Genomic DNA, 14,954 nt, shown 5'->3' on the forward strand with positions numbered 1-14,954 from the left:
AGGTCGCCGCGTAGCGGCGGGTGGGGGTGACGATTGTTTGGCTGCGAAGGTTGCCGCGATCACCCCACCCCGGCCTTTGGCCGACCCTCCCCCTCAAGGGGAGGGTGTTGGCGGCGACTTTACGATTGTAAGAGGTGTAGATCTTCGATGCCCAAAAAGCCCTCCAAACTCGACCGCTTCAAAATCGCCAACAGCCGCCGCCTGCGCGCCGGTTCGACCGATGCTGAAGCCAAGCTCTGGAAGCATTTGTGGCGCATCCCGATCGAAGGTACGCACTTTCGTCGACAGGTCCCGATCGGGCGCTATTTCGCCGATTTCGCCTGTCATCAGATCGGCTTGATCATCGAGCTTGACGGCAGCCAGCATGCGGAGGATGCGGCAAGACGTTACGATGCCCAGCGCACGGCCTTTCTGGAAAGCCAAGGCTATCATGTCGTCCGATTCTGGAATGCCGAGGTCATGGATGAAGTCGAGGCCGTTCTGAATACGATATTTGCCATTGTGCAGCAGCGGCAAATTTTGCTAGCAGAGGCCGACCGTTTTCACCCCACTCCGGCACGCCGTGCCGACCCTCTCTCTCAAGGGGAGGGTGAGGAACCTTGACATGCCCGATCTCCTTCTCGAACTTCGCTCCGAGGAAATTCCTGCCCGTATGCAGCGCAAGGCTGCCGGCGACCTGAAGAAGCTGGTGACCGATGCCCTGGTCGAAGCGGGTCTTTCCTATGAGGGGGCCAGGGAATATTGGACGCCGCGGCGCCTCACGCTCGATATTCGCGGCCTGACCGCACGCTCGGCCGATGTGCGCGAAGAGCGCAAGGGTCCGCGCACCGATGCCAACGAGAAGGCGATCGAAGGCTTCCTGCGAGGCGCCGGCCTCTCCTCCGTCTCCGAGGCGCAAGTCCAGAGTGACCCGAAGAAGGGCGATTTCTACGTTGCGATCATTTCCAAGCCGGGCCGTGCCGCGGAGGAAATCGTTGCTGCGGTCATGCCCGACATCATAAGAAACTTCCCATGGCCGAAGTCCATGCGCTGGGGCAAGGCATCGGTGAAGCCCGGCTCGCTGCGCTGGGTGCGCCCGCTGCAGTCGATCGTCTGCACCTTCGGCACCGAACATGAAGAGACCGTCGTCATCCCCTTCGAGATCGACGGCATCGTCGCCTCGAACGTGACCTACGGCCATCGCTTCCACGCGCCCGGCCCGATCACGGTCAAGCGTTTCGAGGACTATGCCTCGAGCCTGGAAAAGGCCTACGTCGTTCTCGATGCCGAGCGCCGCAAGGACATCATCCTGCATGATGCCCGCGATGTCGCTTTCGCCAACGGCCTGGAACTGGTCGAGGACGAAGGCCTGCTGGAGGAAGTATCCGGTCTCGTCGAGTGGCCGCAGGTGCTGATGGGCTCCTTCGAGGAAGACTATCTGTCGATCCCGTCGGAAATCATCCGCCTCACCATCAAGACCAACCAGAAGTGCTTCGTCACGCGCCCGCAAGGCTCTCACCTCCCCCTTGAGGGGGGAGGTCGCAGCGAAGCTGCGGGTGGGGGTGACCCCTTGTTCCAACAAGATCACCCCACCCCGGCACTGCGTGCCGACCCTCCCCCTCAAGGGGAGGGTGCTCTATCCAACCGCTTCATCCTCATCGCTAATATCCAGGCGACGGATGGCGGCAAGGAGATCATCCACGGTAACGGCAAGGTCGTACGCGCTCGCCTGTCCGACGCGCTACATTTCTGGAAGCGCGACCAGGGCGATCTGCCCGATCTCGAAACGCTGGAAGCCTCCGCCGCGAAATTCGGCCTCGATCTGAAGAAGCCGCTCGATCAGCGCATGGCCAAGCTCGACGCGCTGAACGTCACCTTCCATGCCAAGCTCGGCAGCCAGGGCGAGCGTGTTGCCCGCATTCGTGCGCTGGCCGCTGACCTCGCCAAGATCACCGGTGCCGATGCCGCTCCGGTCGACCGCGCCGTCGTGCTCGCCAAGGCCGACCTGCGCACCGAGGCTGTCGGCGAATTCCCCGAGCTGCAGGGCGTCATGGGCCGCAAGTACGCCTCGCTGCAGGGCGAGAACACTTCCGTGGCAACGGCGATCGAAGATCACTACAAGCCGCAAGGTCCCTCCGACCGCGTCCCCGAAGACAAGGTTGCGATCACGGTCGCGCTTGCCGACAAGCTGGATACGCTCGTCGGCTTCTGGGCGATCGACGAAAAGCCGACAGGCTCGAAGGACCCCTATGCGCTGCGCCGTGCCGCGCTTGGCGTTGTCCGCATCCTCCTGGAGCGCGGTGTGCGCCTGCCGCTGCTCGCCACCACCAAGGATGCCGATCTGCTCGCCTTCTTCCACGATCGCCTCAAGGTCTATCTGCGCGATCTCGGCGCCCGCCATGATCTCATTGACGCCGTGCTGACGCCTGATGCCGATGATCTCCTGATGGTCGCGCGTCGAGTCGAGGCGCTGACGGCCTTCATCACCTCCGAGGACGGCAAGAACCTCTTGGCCGGCACCAAGCGCGCCACGCAGCTTCTGGCAGCCGAGGAGAAGAAGGGCACCGTCGTTGCCGATGGCGTTTCGGAAGCCTTGCTGAAGCTCGATGCGGAAAAGGATCTCTTTGCCGCCGTCAACGCCGCCTCCGGAGAGGCATCCGATGCCATCGCCAAGGAGGATTTCCGCTCGGCCATGGCAGCTCTTTCCAAGCTGCGCGCGCCGGTCGACCGCTTCTTCGAAGACGTGCTCGTCAACGACGAAGACGCTGCCATCCGCGCCAATCGCCTGGCGCTGCTGCGCCTGATCCGCGAGGCAACGGGCACCGTCGCCGACTTCTCGAAGATCGTCGGATAAGGCATGGAGGCGCGATGACCGGAAAGATCCTCGTCAGCGCCTGCCTCATGGGCCACGCCGTCCGCTATGACGGCCGCTCCAAGCCGCTCGCCCATCCGGCGATTGATCGCTGGCGCGAGGAGGGCCGGCTGGTGATGATCTGTCCGGAAATGTCCGCCGGCATGGCGGTTCCGAGGCCGCCGGCCGAGATTGCAGGCGGCGCCACCGGCGAGGACGTGCTTGCCGGCGCTGCAAAGGTGATGGAGATCACCGGCGGCGATGTCACGGTCGAATTTCGCCAGGCGGCCGAAAATGCGCTGGCGCTCGCAACGGAAACCGGCTGTCGCTACGCTCTCCTGATCGACGGTAGCCCATCCTGCGGTTCGGGCTTCATCTATGACGGCACATTTTCCGGCGGCCGGCAGAATGGCCTGGGCGTCACGGCGGCATTGCTCAAGCAGGCCGGGATCGAGGTCTATTCCGATCGCGAGATCGACAGACTGGTCGAGCGGCTGGCAGCTGCGGACTGATACAACCATCGCAGTCAAATAAAAAACCGCCGGAGGTAAGCCCGGCGGTTTCGTTTTGCTCGCTGTGTCCAGCGCTCAGGCGGCCCGGCGACGATGATCCATGGCCGGATGGCCATCGTTGACGCGGAAGCCGCGGATGAGCGCGAGCAGGTCTTCCGTATCGGCGGCGAGCGTCTCGGCCGATGCGGTTGTTTCCTCTGCCATCGCGGCGTTCTGCTGCGTCGCCGCATCGAGCTGGTTCATCGAAGAGGAGATCGAGCGCAGCGTCGTATCCTGCTCGGAGGCGCTGTGAGCGATCTTCGAGACGATTTCGTTGGCGGCCTTGATCTGATCGGAGATGCGCTTCAGCGCTTCGCCTGCCTCGCCAACGAGGCGCACGCCTTGGTCGACCTGGCCGGAAGAGCGGGCGATCTGGTCCTTGATCTCCTTGGCGGCTGCCGCGGAGCGCTGGGCGAGTTCCCGTACTTCCTGGGCGACGACGGCAAAGCCCTTGCCGGATTCGCCCGCGCGGGCGGCCTCGACGCCGGCATTGAGCGCCAGAAGGTTGGTCTGGAAGGCGATCTCGTCGATGACGCCGATGATCTTGCCGATTTCCGCCGAGGACTTCTCGATGCCGCTCATCGCTTCGATGGCCTGGGCAACCACGGCATCGCTGCGCGACGCTTCGGTGCTGACGGCATGAACGCGCTTGCTGGCTTCGTCGGCGCCTTCCGCCGTTTGGCGCACGGCAACGGTGAGTTCGTCGAGTGCTGCCGAGGTCTCCTCCAGGCTGGCGGCCTGGCGCTCGGTGCGCTGCGACAGTTCGTTGGAGGCGCGACGGATTTCTTCCTTGCTAAGGCCGATATCGTTGCCCTTGGCGTTGACGCGTCCCATCGCGGCTTCCAGATGCGACAGCGCCTCGTTGAAGTTGTTGCGAAGGCCGGCATAGCTGGCGCCGAGATCGCCGCAACGCACCATCAGATCGCCGCGGGCGAGATCTTCGAGCGCCTTGCCGATCACGGAGACGACTCGCGTCTGTTCGCGAGCCTCGTCCTGCTGCTGGCGCAGATTCTGTTCGCGCTCGCTGCTGATTTCGAGCTCCTGCGCCGCCTGGCGTTCGGCCAGCATATGGCGTTCGCGGACCTTTTCCTGCAGAGCCTGCGTTGCCTTCGCCATCATGCCGATCTCGTTGCGCATCTCTGTATGCGGGATGACGATCTTCATATCCTCGTCAGCCACTGCCTTCAGTGCGGCATGGACGTCGGCGAGTGGCTTGGTGATTCCGCGGATGAAGTAGAGGGCGGCTCCGATGCCGACTGCGAAAACGATGCCGCAGATGAGCAGGGCACGCCACATCGTCGCGTTGATCTGCTCCTGCAGGTCATCCATGTAGACGCCGCAGCCCAGCACGATCTGCCAGGGGTCGAAAGCTGCCGAATAACTGCCCTTCAGGAAGAAGTCGCTGTTGGGATGGCCAGGCTTGTTCCAGTAGTAGATTGTGCGGCCGCCACCCTTGATGGCCTTTTCCACCATTTCCTTGCTGAAATGGGTGCCGTTCTTGTCGACCTGCGAGGACATGTCCTTGCCGATATTGACCGGGCTCGGGTGAATGCGCTGCACCACATTGTAGTCGAAGCCGAAGAAGTAGCCTGCCGGCGCGAAGCTGACATGCGACAGCACCTTGAAGGCCTCGGCCTGGGCCGCCTCATGCGTCATCTCACCGGATTTTTCGCGCTGATAATACTGATTCATAACGGAGATGCCGGATTCGACCTGAGTGCGCAGCATGTCGAAGCGGTCGTCATAGATGGAATCGGCCTGCGATCTGATCTGGAAATAGGTTGCCACCGCGAAGGCAGCCATCAGAAGGCCGAGCAGGGCGAATAATTGATGTGCGATCTTGAGATTCTTCAATAGTGCCTCCACAGGTAACTAAATACCGGTGCGGTATCCTACCGCCTGTGCGATCGCCTGAGAGAATCTCAATACGCTTGCCGCTGCTTCAAATGACATGCTGCTGTCCGGTGGACAACAAAATCGCTGTTTATGTCTAAAAAAGCTTTAATTGCAGAGACATGATTGTATTTCGCGAGAGATGAAACCAGGGATATGCTCTCGCTGGTGTCCGTAATACATCGTTAGATCTGTGAATATTGCGCGCGGATCTATTGTATTTTCGATAATTTGAATATTAGTGAGTGCAACTTTAAATATTGCCGCGCGACGGCTGATCCGTCGGTGCAGGCTCCAGGATTATTGGCGAAGCTGGAAGGCCGAAAGATCGAGCGGAGCAGGTTCGGGAGCTGTGGCCACTTCCTTCAAGGATGCGGTCTTTGCCGTCACGTCGATGCCGTCGGAGGAGACGCCGGCTGCAGCCAGGGCTTCCGGAGTAGGCTTGCTGACGAACATGACCGGAGAGCCGCCCATCCAGGCTTCGGTGCGCACGACCCTTTTTTCGCCGTCGATATTGCGGATGACAACCGTTTGCGTGCCGGGTGCCAGTGTCGGAACATTATATTCCTTTTCCACCATCTGCGGCTTGAGGGCAGGGCAATCGGCGCAGCTCTTGGCGACGATGCTGCTCGTCCCACTGCGCATCGTGCCTTCGACAGACTGGATGGACGAGGCCATGGCTGAACTGCCGGCCAGCACGCATGCCAAGGTCAGGAAGAGGGTACGCATCGCAAACAACTCCATCTAGGTTGATGGAGACATTAGCGAAGCTTTGTTTCCATACCGTCAGGAGATTAGGTAAAGATTTAATGGACTGCCGATCGCCGGATCGGAGCTTTTGTTTACGCTTCGCGCTCGACTGCGCGCCAGCCGATATCGTTGCGATAAAAGCCGTTTTCCCACTCCACCTCGCCGGCAAGGGCGTAGGCGCGCTTCTGCGCTTCGCTAACAGTCTTGCCGGTCGCAGTCACGTTGAGAACGCGGCCGCCGGTCGCGACCAGCGTGCCATCTTTCAAGGCTGTTCCGGCATGAAACACCTTGGCGCCGTCACTGTCGGCCGGTAGTGCCGTAATCGGCGTGTTCTTTGCGTAGGAACCGGGATAGCCTTTAGAAGCCATGACGACGGTCAGCGCCGGGTCGTCGCTCCACTCAGCGCCCACTTGATCGAGCGTGCCGTTGGCGCATGCAAAGAGCAGCGGCAGCAGATCGCTCTTCAGGCGCATCATCAACACCTGGCATTCGGGATCGCCGAAGCGGACATTGTATTCGATCAGCTCAGGCCCCTTGGCGGTGATCATCAATCCCGCGAAGAAGACGCCGGAGAAGGGATGGCCGCTTTCCGCCATGCCGCGCATCGTCGGCTCGATGATTTCTTTCATCGTGCGCTCGACCATGTCCGGTGTCATGACCGGGGCAGGGGAATAGGCGCCCATGCCGCCCGTGTTCGGGCCTGTGTCGCCGTCGCCGACGCGCTTGTGGTCCTGGGCCGTTGCCAGCGCCAGCGCATGCTTGCCGTCACAGAGGCAGAAGAAGCTTGCCTCCTCGCCATCCAGAAAGGCTTCGATGACGACTTCCGCGCCGGCCTCGCCGAATGCGCCTTCGAAGCAGTCGTCGATCGCGGCAAGCGCCTCGTCGACCGTCATCGCGACGGTAACGCCCTTGCCGGCGGCAAGCCCGTCGGCCTTGACGACGATCGGAGCGCCCTGCGCACGGACATAGGCTTTTGCCTTCGGCGCATTGTTGAAGCGCTGATAGGCGCCCGTCGGGATGTTGTAGCGGGCGCAAATGTCCTTGGTGAAACCTTTTGAGCCCTCGAGCTGCGCCGCTGCCGCGGAAGGGCCGAATACGGCGATGCCGGCGGCGCGCAGCCTATCGGCGATGCCGGCGACCAAGGGCGCCTCCGGCCCGACGACCACGAAGTCGATCGCCTTTTCCTTGCAGAAGGCGACCACGGCGTCATGATTGTCGACATCGAGAGCGACCAACGTTGCATGGTCGGCAATGCCCGGATTGCCCGGCGCGGCATAGAACTCCGTCATGAGAGGCGATTGCGCCAGTTTCCAGGCCAGTGCGTGCTCGCGTCCGCCCGATCCGATCAACAGAACTCTCATGGCTTGCCCTTTCGTTGCATCCCTTTGCGCGGTTAAGCGGGCTTGGGCCAAAGGTCAAGCGTCAAATCCTGTGGAGGTTTCGCCACCAACATTGCCACGCCTTTTTCTATCGCTAAAGCGGGGCATGGTTTGGACGCGAGATCGCCTCTTCCCTGCGGGATAGGCATGATCTGCGTCGAAAACTGTTTCTCATGCCAGCGGGATCGTGCTTATGGTCCCCTTCACGATTGTCCAGTTCAGAGAGTCATATGGCCGCCGATATTCGTTCCCTTGCCGCAACCATTGCCGCCGAGATCAACGCCCGCCCGGATCAGGCCAAATCAGCCATCGAGCTTCTCGACGAAGGCGCGACCGTGCCGTTCATCGCCCGATACCGCAAGGAAGTCACCGGCGGCCTCGACGACACACAGCTCCGCACGCTGGCCGAGCGGCTCGTCTATCTGCGCGAACTGGAAGCCCGCCGCGCCGCCATCATCGAATCCATCACCGGCCAGGGCAAGATGACCGACGAGCTTATGCGCAAGGTCGCAACCGTCGCCACCAAGGCCGAACTGGAAGATCTCTATCTGCCCTACAAGCCGAAGCGCCGCACCCGCGCCGAGATCGCCAGGGAGCGCGGCCTCGGCCCGCTCGCGGACACCATTCTCGCCGACCGCTCGAAAGAACCCGCCGTTCTCGCCGAGGGCTTCATCACGGCCGAAGTGGCCGACGTGAAGACGGCGCTGGAAGGCGCACGCGACATCATCGCCGAAGGCATTGCCGAAAATGCCGACCTCCTCGGCAAGCTGCGCGGCCATATGAAAACGAACGCCACCTTGAAGGCCGTTGTCGTCGACGGCAAGCAGGAGGCCGGCGCGAAGTTTTCCGATTACTTCGCTCATCAGGAGCGCTGGGCAACGGCGCCTGGCCATCGTGCGCTCGCGATGCTGCGCGGATGGAACGAAGAGGTCCTGACGCTGACGATCGATGTGGATGTGGACGCCGTCTCGCCGAACAAGCCGGTCGAGCGGATGATCGCCACCACCTACGAGATCGGCCCGAACCGGCCGGGCGACCGCTGGCTGATGGACGTTGCGAGCTGGACATGGCGCGTAAAACTCTCCATGTCGCTGTCGCTCGACCTGATGCGCGAACTGCGCGAGCGCGCCGAGGAAGAGGCGATCCATGTCTTCGCCCGCAATCTGAAGGATCTGCTATTGGCGGCTCCTGCCGGCTCGCGCGCCACCATGGGGCTCGACCCGGGCATCCGCACCGGCGTCAAGGTGGCTGTCGTCGATGGCACCGGCAAGCTCCTGGAGACGACGACGGTCTATCCTTTCCCGCCGAAGAACGACGTGCGCGGTACGCAGGCGACCCTGGCGGCCCTTGTCCGCAAGCATAAGGTCGAGCTGATCTCCATCGGCAACGGCACCGGCAGCCGCGAGACGGAGAAGCTGGTGGCCGATATGCTCGCCGAATTGCCGGCACCGAAGCCGACCAAGGTCATAGTTTCGGAAGCCGGCGCCTCTGTCTATTCCGCCTCGGAAACGGCAGCGCTTGAATTCCCTGGCCTCGACGTCTCGCTGCGCGGCGCCGTCTCCATCGCCCGCCGCTTGCAGGACCCGCTGGCCGAACTGGTGAAGATCGAGCCGAAGTCGATCGGCGTCGGCCAGTATCAGCATGACGTCGACCAGCAGAAACTGTCCCGCTCGCTGGATGCGGTCGTCGAAGACGCTGTCAATGCCGTCGGCGTCGATCTGAACACGGCCTCGGCGCCGCTGCTGGCCCGCGTCTCGGGCCTTGGCCCCTCGATCGCCGAGGCGATCGTCAAGCATCGCGATGGCGAAGGCGCATTCGAAACCCGTCGCGATCTGTTGAAGGTCGCGCGCCTCGGTCAGCGCACCTTCGAACAATGCGCCGGCTTCCTGCGCATCCCGAATGGCAAGGAGCCGCTGGACGCTTCCTCCGTGCACCCGGAAGCCTACGGCGTCGCCAAGAAGATCGTCGCCGCCTGCGGCCGCGATCTGCGCACGCTGATGGGCGATACGGCGACGCTGAAGGCCGTCGACATCAGGCAGTTCATCGATGACAAGTTCGGTCTGCCGACCGTGCGCGACATCATCGCCGAGCTGGAAAAGCCCGGCCGCGACCCGCGTCCGAGCTTCAAGACCGCGACCTTCGCCGAAGGCGTCAACGAGATCAGCGACCTCAAGCTCGGCATGCTGCTGGAGGGCACGGTCACCAATGTCGCAGCCTTTGGCGCCTTCGTCGATATTGGCGTCCATCAGGACGGTTTGGTGCATGTCTCGCAATTGGCCGACCGCTTCGTCAAGGATCCGCACGAGGTCGTCAAAGCCGGCGACGTGGTGAAGGTGCGGGTTGTCGAAGTCGACGTGAAGCGGAAGCGAATCGCTCTCTCGATGCGCAAAGATGGCGGCACTGTGGCAGCCCCGTCCGGACGCGAGTCGCGCGAGCAAGGCGGCGTTCGCAACGCTGGCGTTAGGAGCAATACCCGTCCGAAGAGCGAGGAACAGGGTAGTTTTGGCGCCGCTTTGGCGGATGCACTTAAACGAAAATAAGGACTTAGCGGGAGATCATGCAAGAATGTCACACTCTGGCAGAGTTGTTGCCAGAGTGCCAACGTGTGCGAAAAGCTGCGCTTGCCACAAGGCTGCGAGGCGCTAAAGTTGCCTCAATGTCATGTCATAACATTCGAGGCGTCCATGGCGTCGGTACTTTTCTCTCTCGTCAAGAAACTTATCCATAAAGGCTCCCTCAAGCTTATGCTCGCTTCCGGCGAGACCCATATGGTCGGCGACGGAAGCGGTGAAACGGTGGTCGTCCGCTTTGCCGATCAGCAGGCGGAAGACGCTATTGCTCGCGATCCGACGCTCAAGCTCGGTGAAATGTACATGGAGGGCCGTTTCATCATCGAGCAGGGGAACATCTACGAGTTCCTATCGCTGGTGAAGCAGAATACCACCAATGAGATTTTCGACTTCCGCATGGCGGCACTGCTGCTCGGCCGCATCGCTTTGCAGCAGATCAAGAGCCGCTCGCCGATCAACCGCAACAAATACAATGTTGCGCATCATTACGATCTGTCGGCCAAGCTCTTCGATCTCTTCCTCGATGAGGATTGGCAATATTCCTGCGCCTATTTCAATCCGCCCGGCATCAGCCTCTACGAAGCGCAGGTGGCCAAGAAGCGCCACATCGCTGCCAAGCTTTTGGTCGAGCCAGGTCAGAAAGTGTTGGAAATTGGTTCCGGCTGGGGCGGCATGGCGATGTACCTCGCCGAAGCCTATCCAGGTCTCGACGTCACCGGCATCACGCTCAGCGAAGAGCAGCTGAAGGTATCGCGCGAGCGGGCGGCCAAGCGCGGCCTGTCCGATCGCGTCCGCTTCGAGCTGCAGGACTATCGCTACATGGCCGGCAAGAAGTTCGATCGCATCGTCTCCGTCGGCATGTTCGAACATGTCGGCATCGGCGACTATGGCAAGTTCTTCCGCAAGGTTGCGGAGCTGCTGGATGACAATGGCGTCATGCTGCTGCACTCCATCGCCCGGCCGAAGCCGAGTTTCGCCACCAACGCCTTCATCGAGAAGTATATTTTCCCAGGCGGATACATCCCGTCGATCGGCGAAACCACGCCGCCGCTTGAAAAGGCCGGGCTGCTCACCAGGGACGTCGAAACCCTGCCGATGCACTATGCCTATACGCTCAGGCATTGGCGCAATAACTTTGTCGCGCGCAAGGCCGATGCCGTCGCGCTCTATGACGAGAAGTTCTTCCGCATGTGGGAGTTCTATCTGGCAGGCTCCGAAATGGGCTTCCGCTGGGATGAGCTTTTCATCATGCAGATGCAGATCGCCAAGAACCAGTTCGCCGTGCCTGATAACCGTAATTACATCGGGGAGCGCGAGGCGAAGCTGAAGGAATTCGAGGCGACGCGTGCGCCTCTGGAAAAGGTGACGTTCTGAACCTTCGCGTATCAATACGTCATCGCGCCGGACTATGGGTTTCCATGGTCCGGCGTTTTGCGCTCAGTCCTGCCAGGTAGTCAGGATAAGAGTACTATTTGACCACTTTGATGGTCAGATTCTCGTCGCTGACCTTACTTCCGTACAACACGGTCACCCGCAGGGTGAATTGATCGGTGCCGACAAAACCAGGATCGGACGTGTAATATATCGTAGTGCCTTCAACGGGCTTGCCGCTGCAGATATAGGCGTCGCTATCCTTGTCGTATTTGACGTGAACCGTGCCATGTTCGAATGTTACTTTGCCATGGCTGGGCTGCTTGACCACCCCTGTATAGGGGTAGGAGTTGAATGTGCAGTCCCGCTTCACCGACGAAGCCATTCCGAGCGCCGTCTTCTTGCCGGAAATGACTCTGTGCGAATATTGATCCTGCTTGGCGCCGCCGATCGGTGCGCTGACGCAACCTGATAGTACGACGCTAATGCTGAGGAATAGGCCTAGGGAAATCAGGGATGTGGTCTTCATTTGTTTCTCTTTTAGGGACCTGGGGCTGTGAATGGCCATGTACCACAGAAGATAGCTGGTAATTACTTATGATTGAGTAGTCTATAGCTTAATTAAATCACCGCGACAGATCGGCACAGGCCGGAAGGTGTCAACCTCAACTTAAATTCGATCTCCCTGTCGATTCAGCTGCTTTTGGTTAAGAGGCCGGTAACGCGATCCGAATAATTTGAAGCAACTCTAGGGCCGCGTGTATGGCCCTTTGTATTGCGTATCATGGAGTTGCATTGTGTTTGTAAAAGCGCGTCTTTTCGCCAGCTTTGGTTTGTTTGTCGCCTCCGCTTCCGCGGCTTTTGCCGGAGACGGCCAGCATTTCTGGTCAGGCAATTGGTATCTAAGCGTCGGCGCGGCCGGTTTCTCGGCGCCGAAATTCGAAGGCGGCAAGCACAACAGGCTGCAATGGCAGCCGCTGGTTTCGGTTGGCCGGCAGGGGCCGGGGCCGCGTTTCTCCTCGCGCAACGACAATCCGTCTTTCGCTCTCATCGAAAGTGACGCCTTTCGGGTCGGTATCGTCGGCAAGTTCGTGCGCAGCCGCGACAGCAGTGACGGCAAGGAGCTCAAGGGCCTGAAAAAGGTGAAGTGGGGAGTCGAGGCCGGTGGCTTCGTCGAGGCCTACCCGACGGACTGGTTGCGCGCCCGCGTCGAGGTGCGACAAGGCATTCGTGCCCATAGCGGCCTGGTTGCCGATGCCGCCGTCGATGCCTTCACCGACATTACCCCGGAACTGCGCCTCTCCGGCGGTCCGCGGATGACGCTTGCCACCAACGACTATTTCAACACCTATTACGGCGTCAACGCACGCGAGGCGGCGGCGTCGGGCCTCAGTCAGTACAATCCGGGCGGCGGCATCAAGTCCGTTGGCGTTGGCGGCGCGCTGACCTGGAAGGCAACGGAAAACTGGACCACCAGCACGTTCGTGGAATACACCCGCTTGACCGGCCCCGCCGCAGACAGCAGCCTCGTACGGGAGCGCGGCGATCGAAACCAGCTTCTGATCGGCATGTCCGCCAGCTACAAGTTCAACTTCACCGCGAACTGAGAAATGGGTGGGGCTGCGGCCCCGCCGCTTGACCTTGAGCGCCAGATGTCACTACTACTCGCTCATGCAAAAGACAGGCGACATCAACGGGCGCGTCGCTGACGCGCCATCCGGCAACTGGGTGTACCGCGTTCTGCCCCCAGGGCTCTGGCCCTATGCGCAGCTTGCGCGCTGGGACAGGCCCATCGGCTGGCAGCTCTTGATGTGGCCGTGCTTCTGGTCGGTCGCGCTTGCCGCCAATGCGTCGATTTCCATGGGGCGAGGCTCGCCGGGCTTCGTGGTGATCTACCATCTTGCGCTCTATTTCGTCGGCGCTGTCGCCATGCGCGGCGCCGGCTGCGCCTATAATGACCTGGTCGACCATGAGATAGATATGTCGGTGGCGCGTACCCGTTCACGGCCGCTACCGTCGGGCCGCGTGACGCGGCTCCAGGCGAAGGTCTTCATTACCCTGCAGGCTCTGGTCGGTCTTTTCGTGCTGCTGCAGTTCAACTGGTTTGCCGTCATTCTCGGCCTGCTGTCGCTCGGCATCGTTGCGCTCTATCCCTTCGCCAAGCGCTTCACCGACTGGCCGCAATTCTTCCTCGGCCTGGCCTTTTCCTGGGGTGCCCTGATGGGGTGGGCCGGCATTTTCGGCAAGCTGTCGCTTGCCTCGATCATCCTTTACATGGCCGCCATCCTTTGGACGATCGGCTACGACACGATCTATGCGCATCAGGACAAGGAAGACGATGAACTGATCGGCGTGCGCTCGACCGCGCGGCTTTTCGGCGACCAGACGCGCCTTTGGCTGGTCGGTCTCTATGGGGCGACGCTGCTTCTGATGCTGATCGCTTTCGCATTGGCCGGAACAAGCTGGCTCGCTTATCTCGGCCTGTTGGCCGCCGGCGGCATGTTCGCCTATCAGATTGCCGTGCTCGACATCAATGACGGCGAGCAGTGCCTTGCTTTGTTCAAATCCAACAACCGGGTCGGCCTGATCATCTTCGCAGGTCTTTTCCTGTCGTTTCTGCTGCTCATTCCCTGACGGCGAAGCGCTTCAGAGCCTTTCCGCTTTTCTTCGAATCGCGAAAGCGCTCTATCTTCTTGTTTCTTTAACGCATTTCGGACGGAAAACCGCTGCGCGCTTTTCCTGGAGATGCTCTAGCAAGGTCGCGGGCAGAGCTTCCCGCTGAAGTCGCAACGATTTCGGCCGCGGGACTTGGTGTCCCGCGGCCGATCTTTTCCAATATTCAGTTTTCGAGCGCGTGCGGCTCAGTGTCTTGCGATGATCTCGCGGCCTTCGATCTTCATCTTGACGCCGAGCTTTCCGGTGGAGCGGCGCACGAGGAAGCGCGGGCGGCGATCGGCGAAGTAGGAGTGGCGACGACGTGGCTGGCTGTCCTGCGAGCGGACGCCGCCGAGATGCTCTTCCAGCGGGCGGGCAACGCCGTCGGCTTCGATCATCAGCATCGGAATGCGGAAGGCTTCCGACCAGGAGCGCCAGTCGGCGGCGATGTCGCTCAGGTCGTGAGCGACGAGAAGGGGGATGCACAGATCCGGATCGGAATGATGCAGTTCCAGAGTGACGGTGACTTCGCCGTCGCCATGGTCGATAGCCCGTGCGGCGACACCCTTGAAGGCGCGTTTCGGCAGGGCGACGGATAGCGGCAGCCCACTGGAGGGCAGGATCTTGCGCAGCACGGCGCCGCGCTCGTCGATCGTGATGGTGACGTCACCCTCGGCACCGCGCATGGCATAGCTGACCTGTTGCGGAAAGCGCGCCGGATCGAGCCGCAGTGTGGTTCCAGCCCAATCGGGCTTTAGGACGGTATTTGTCATCGATTTTCTACCCTTGCTTTACCTGAGAGCCCGTTTCCCGGCCTTCTCTCGGAGAACTTTTGTCCTCTCGTTGTTGGGCAGATTAGGCGCCGTCCCTTCCGGACAGCTTAAAAATCGAGGTTAAGAAAACTTTGCGTCCTCAAATGGTTAGCAAAGTCGAATGCATCAGGGTTTCCATATGG

12 protein-coding genes are annotated in these 14,954 nt (G+C 61.0%); 7 read left to right on the forward strand and 5 right to left on the reverse strand.

What is annotated here, in order from left to right; genetic code table 11:
* Positions 1–147 precede the first annotated feature (147 nt).
* From RHSP_RS04825 to RHSP_RS04835, 3 genes are read left to right on the forward strand one after another with little or no spacing between them, the layout of a single operon-like run.
* On the forward strand, positions 148–603 hold the full coding sequence (locus tag RHSP_RS04825) for an endonuclease domain-containing protein (protein ID WP_240535360.1): 456 nt from the start codon (positions 148–150) through the stop codon (positions 601–603).
* Between the two features lies 1 nt (position 604).
* Positions 605–2,833 (forward strand): glycine--tRNA ligase subunit beta, encoded by a 2,229-nt coding sequence (gene glyS, locus RHSP_RS04830; protein ID WP_037149643.1) that lies wholly within the window; start codon positions 605–607, stop codon positions 2,831–2,833.
* A 14-nt stretch (positions 2,834–2,847) separates the two neighbouring features.
* Positions 2,848–3,342 (forward strand): 2-thiouracil desulfurase family protein, encoded by a 495-nt coding sequence (locus RHSP_RS04835; protein WP_004109914.1) that lies wholly within the window; start codon positions 2,848–2,850, stop codon positions 3,340–3,342.
* Between the two features lie 75 nt (positions 3,343–3,417).
* Here the strand turns inward: RHSP_RS04835 and RHSP_RS04840 are convergent, their stop codons facing one another.
* The 3 genes from RHSP_RS04840 to purD all read right to left on the reverse strand — a co-directional run bounded on the left by RHSP_RS04840 (position 3,418) and on the right by purD (position 7,385).
* Entirely contained in the window at positions 3,418–5,235 is a 1,818-nt protein-coding gene (locus RHSP_RS04840) for a methyl-accepting chemotaxis protein (protein ID WP_004109917.1), read from the reverse strand.
* Positions 5,236–5,574: 339 nt separating this feature from the next.
* Positions 5,575–6,003 (reverse strand): plant virulence effector HPE1-like domain-containing protein, encoded by a 429-nt coding sequence (locus RHSP_RS04845; RefSeq protein WP_004109920.1) that lies wholly within the window; start codon positions 6,001–6,003, stop codon positions 5,575–5,577.
* A 113-nt stretch (positions 6,004–6,116) separates the two neighbouring features.
* Complete coding sequence (gene purD, locus RHSP_RS04850; protein ID WP_004109923.1) at positions 6,117–7,385, reverse strand: phosphoribosylamine--glycine ligase; 1,269 nt, start codon at positions 7,383–7,385, stop codon at positions 6,117–6,119.
* Positions 7,386–7,633: 248 nt separating this feature from the next.
* Between purD and RHSP_RS04855 the strand changes: the two genes are divergently transcribed.
* Positions 7,634–9,943: a Tex family protein gene (locus RHSP_RS04855; RefSeq protein ID WP_037149646.1), complete on the forward strand. Its 2,310-nt coding sequence runs from the start codon at positions 7,634–7,636 to the stop codon at positions 9,941–9,943.
* A gap of 144 nt (positions 9,944–10,087) precedes the next feature.
* A complete protein-coding gene (locus RHSP_RS04860; RefSeq protein ID WP_004109930.1) occupies positions 10,088–11,347 on the forward strand; it encodes an SAM-dependent methyltransferase in 1,260 nt (419 codons plus the stop codon).
* Between the two features lie 94 nt (positions 11,348–11,441).
* Here the strand turns inward: RHSP_RS04860 and RHSP_RS04865 are convergent, their stop codons facing one another.
* Positions 11,442–11,873: a hypothetical protein gene (locus RHSP_RS04865; RefSeq protein ID WP_051074041.1), complete on the reverse strand. Its 432-nt coding sequence runs from the start codon at positions 11,871–11,873 to the stop codon at positions 11,442–11,444.
* 304 nt (positions 11,874–12,177) lie between these two features.
* Between RHSP_RS04865 and RHSP_RS04870 the strand changes: the two genes are divergently transcribed.
* Complete coding sequence (locus RHSP_RS04870; protein WP_240535364.1) at positions 12,178–12,951, forward strand: MipA/OmpV family protein; 774 nt, start codon at positions 12,178–12,180, stop codon at positions 12,949–12,951.
* Between the two features lie 64 nt (positions 12,952–13,015).
* Positions 13,016–13,978: a 4-hydroxybenzoate octaprenyltransferase gene (gene ubiA, locus RHSP_RS04875; protein WP_004109938.1), complete on the forward strand. Its 963-nt coding sequence runs from the start codon at positions 13,016–13,018 to the stop codon at positions 13,976–13,978.
* A gap of 227 nt (positions 13,979–14,205) precedes the next feature.
* Here ubiA and RHSP_RS04880 read toward each other — a convergent pair whose 3' ends face one another.
* The gene (locus tag RHSP_RS04880) at positions 14,206–14,772 is read right to left on the reverse strand and encodes a DUF6101 family protein (RefSeq protein ID WP_004109942.1); all 567 of its coding nucleotides are present in this window, start codon (positions 14,770–14,772) and stop codon (positions 14,206–14,208) included.
* Between the last annotated feature and the right edge of the window lie 182 nt (positions 14,773–14,954).

This window comes from Rhizobium freirei PRF 81, from assembly GCF_000359745.1.
Lineage (GTDB): Bacteria > Pseudomonadota > Alphaproteobacteria > Rhizobiales > Rhizobiaceae > Rhizobium > Rhizobium freirei.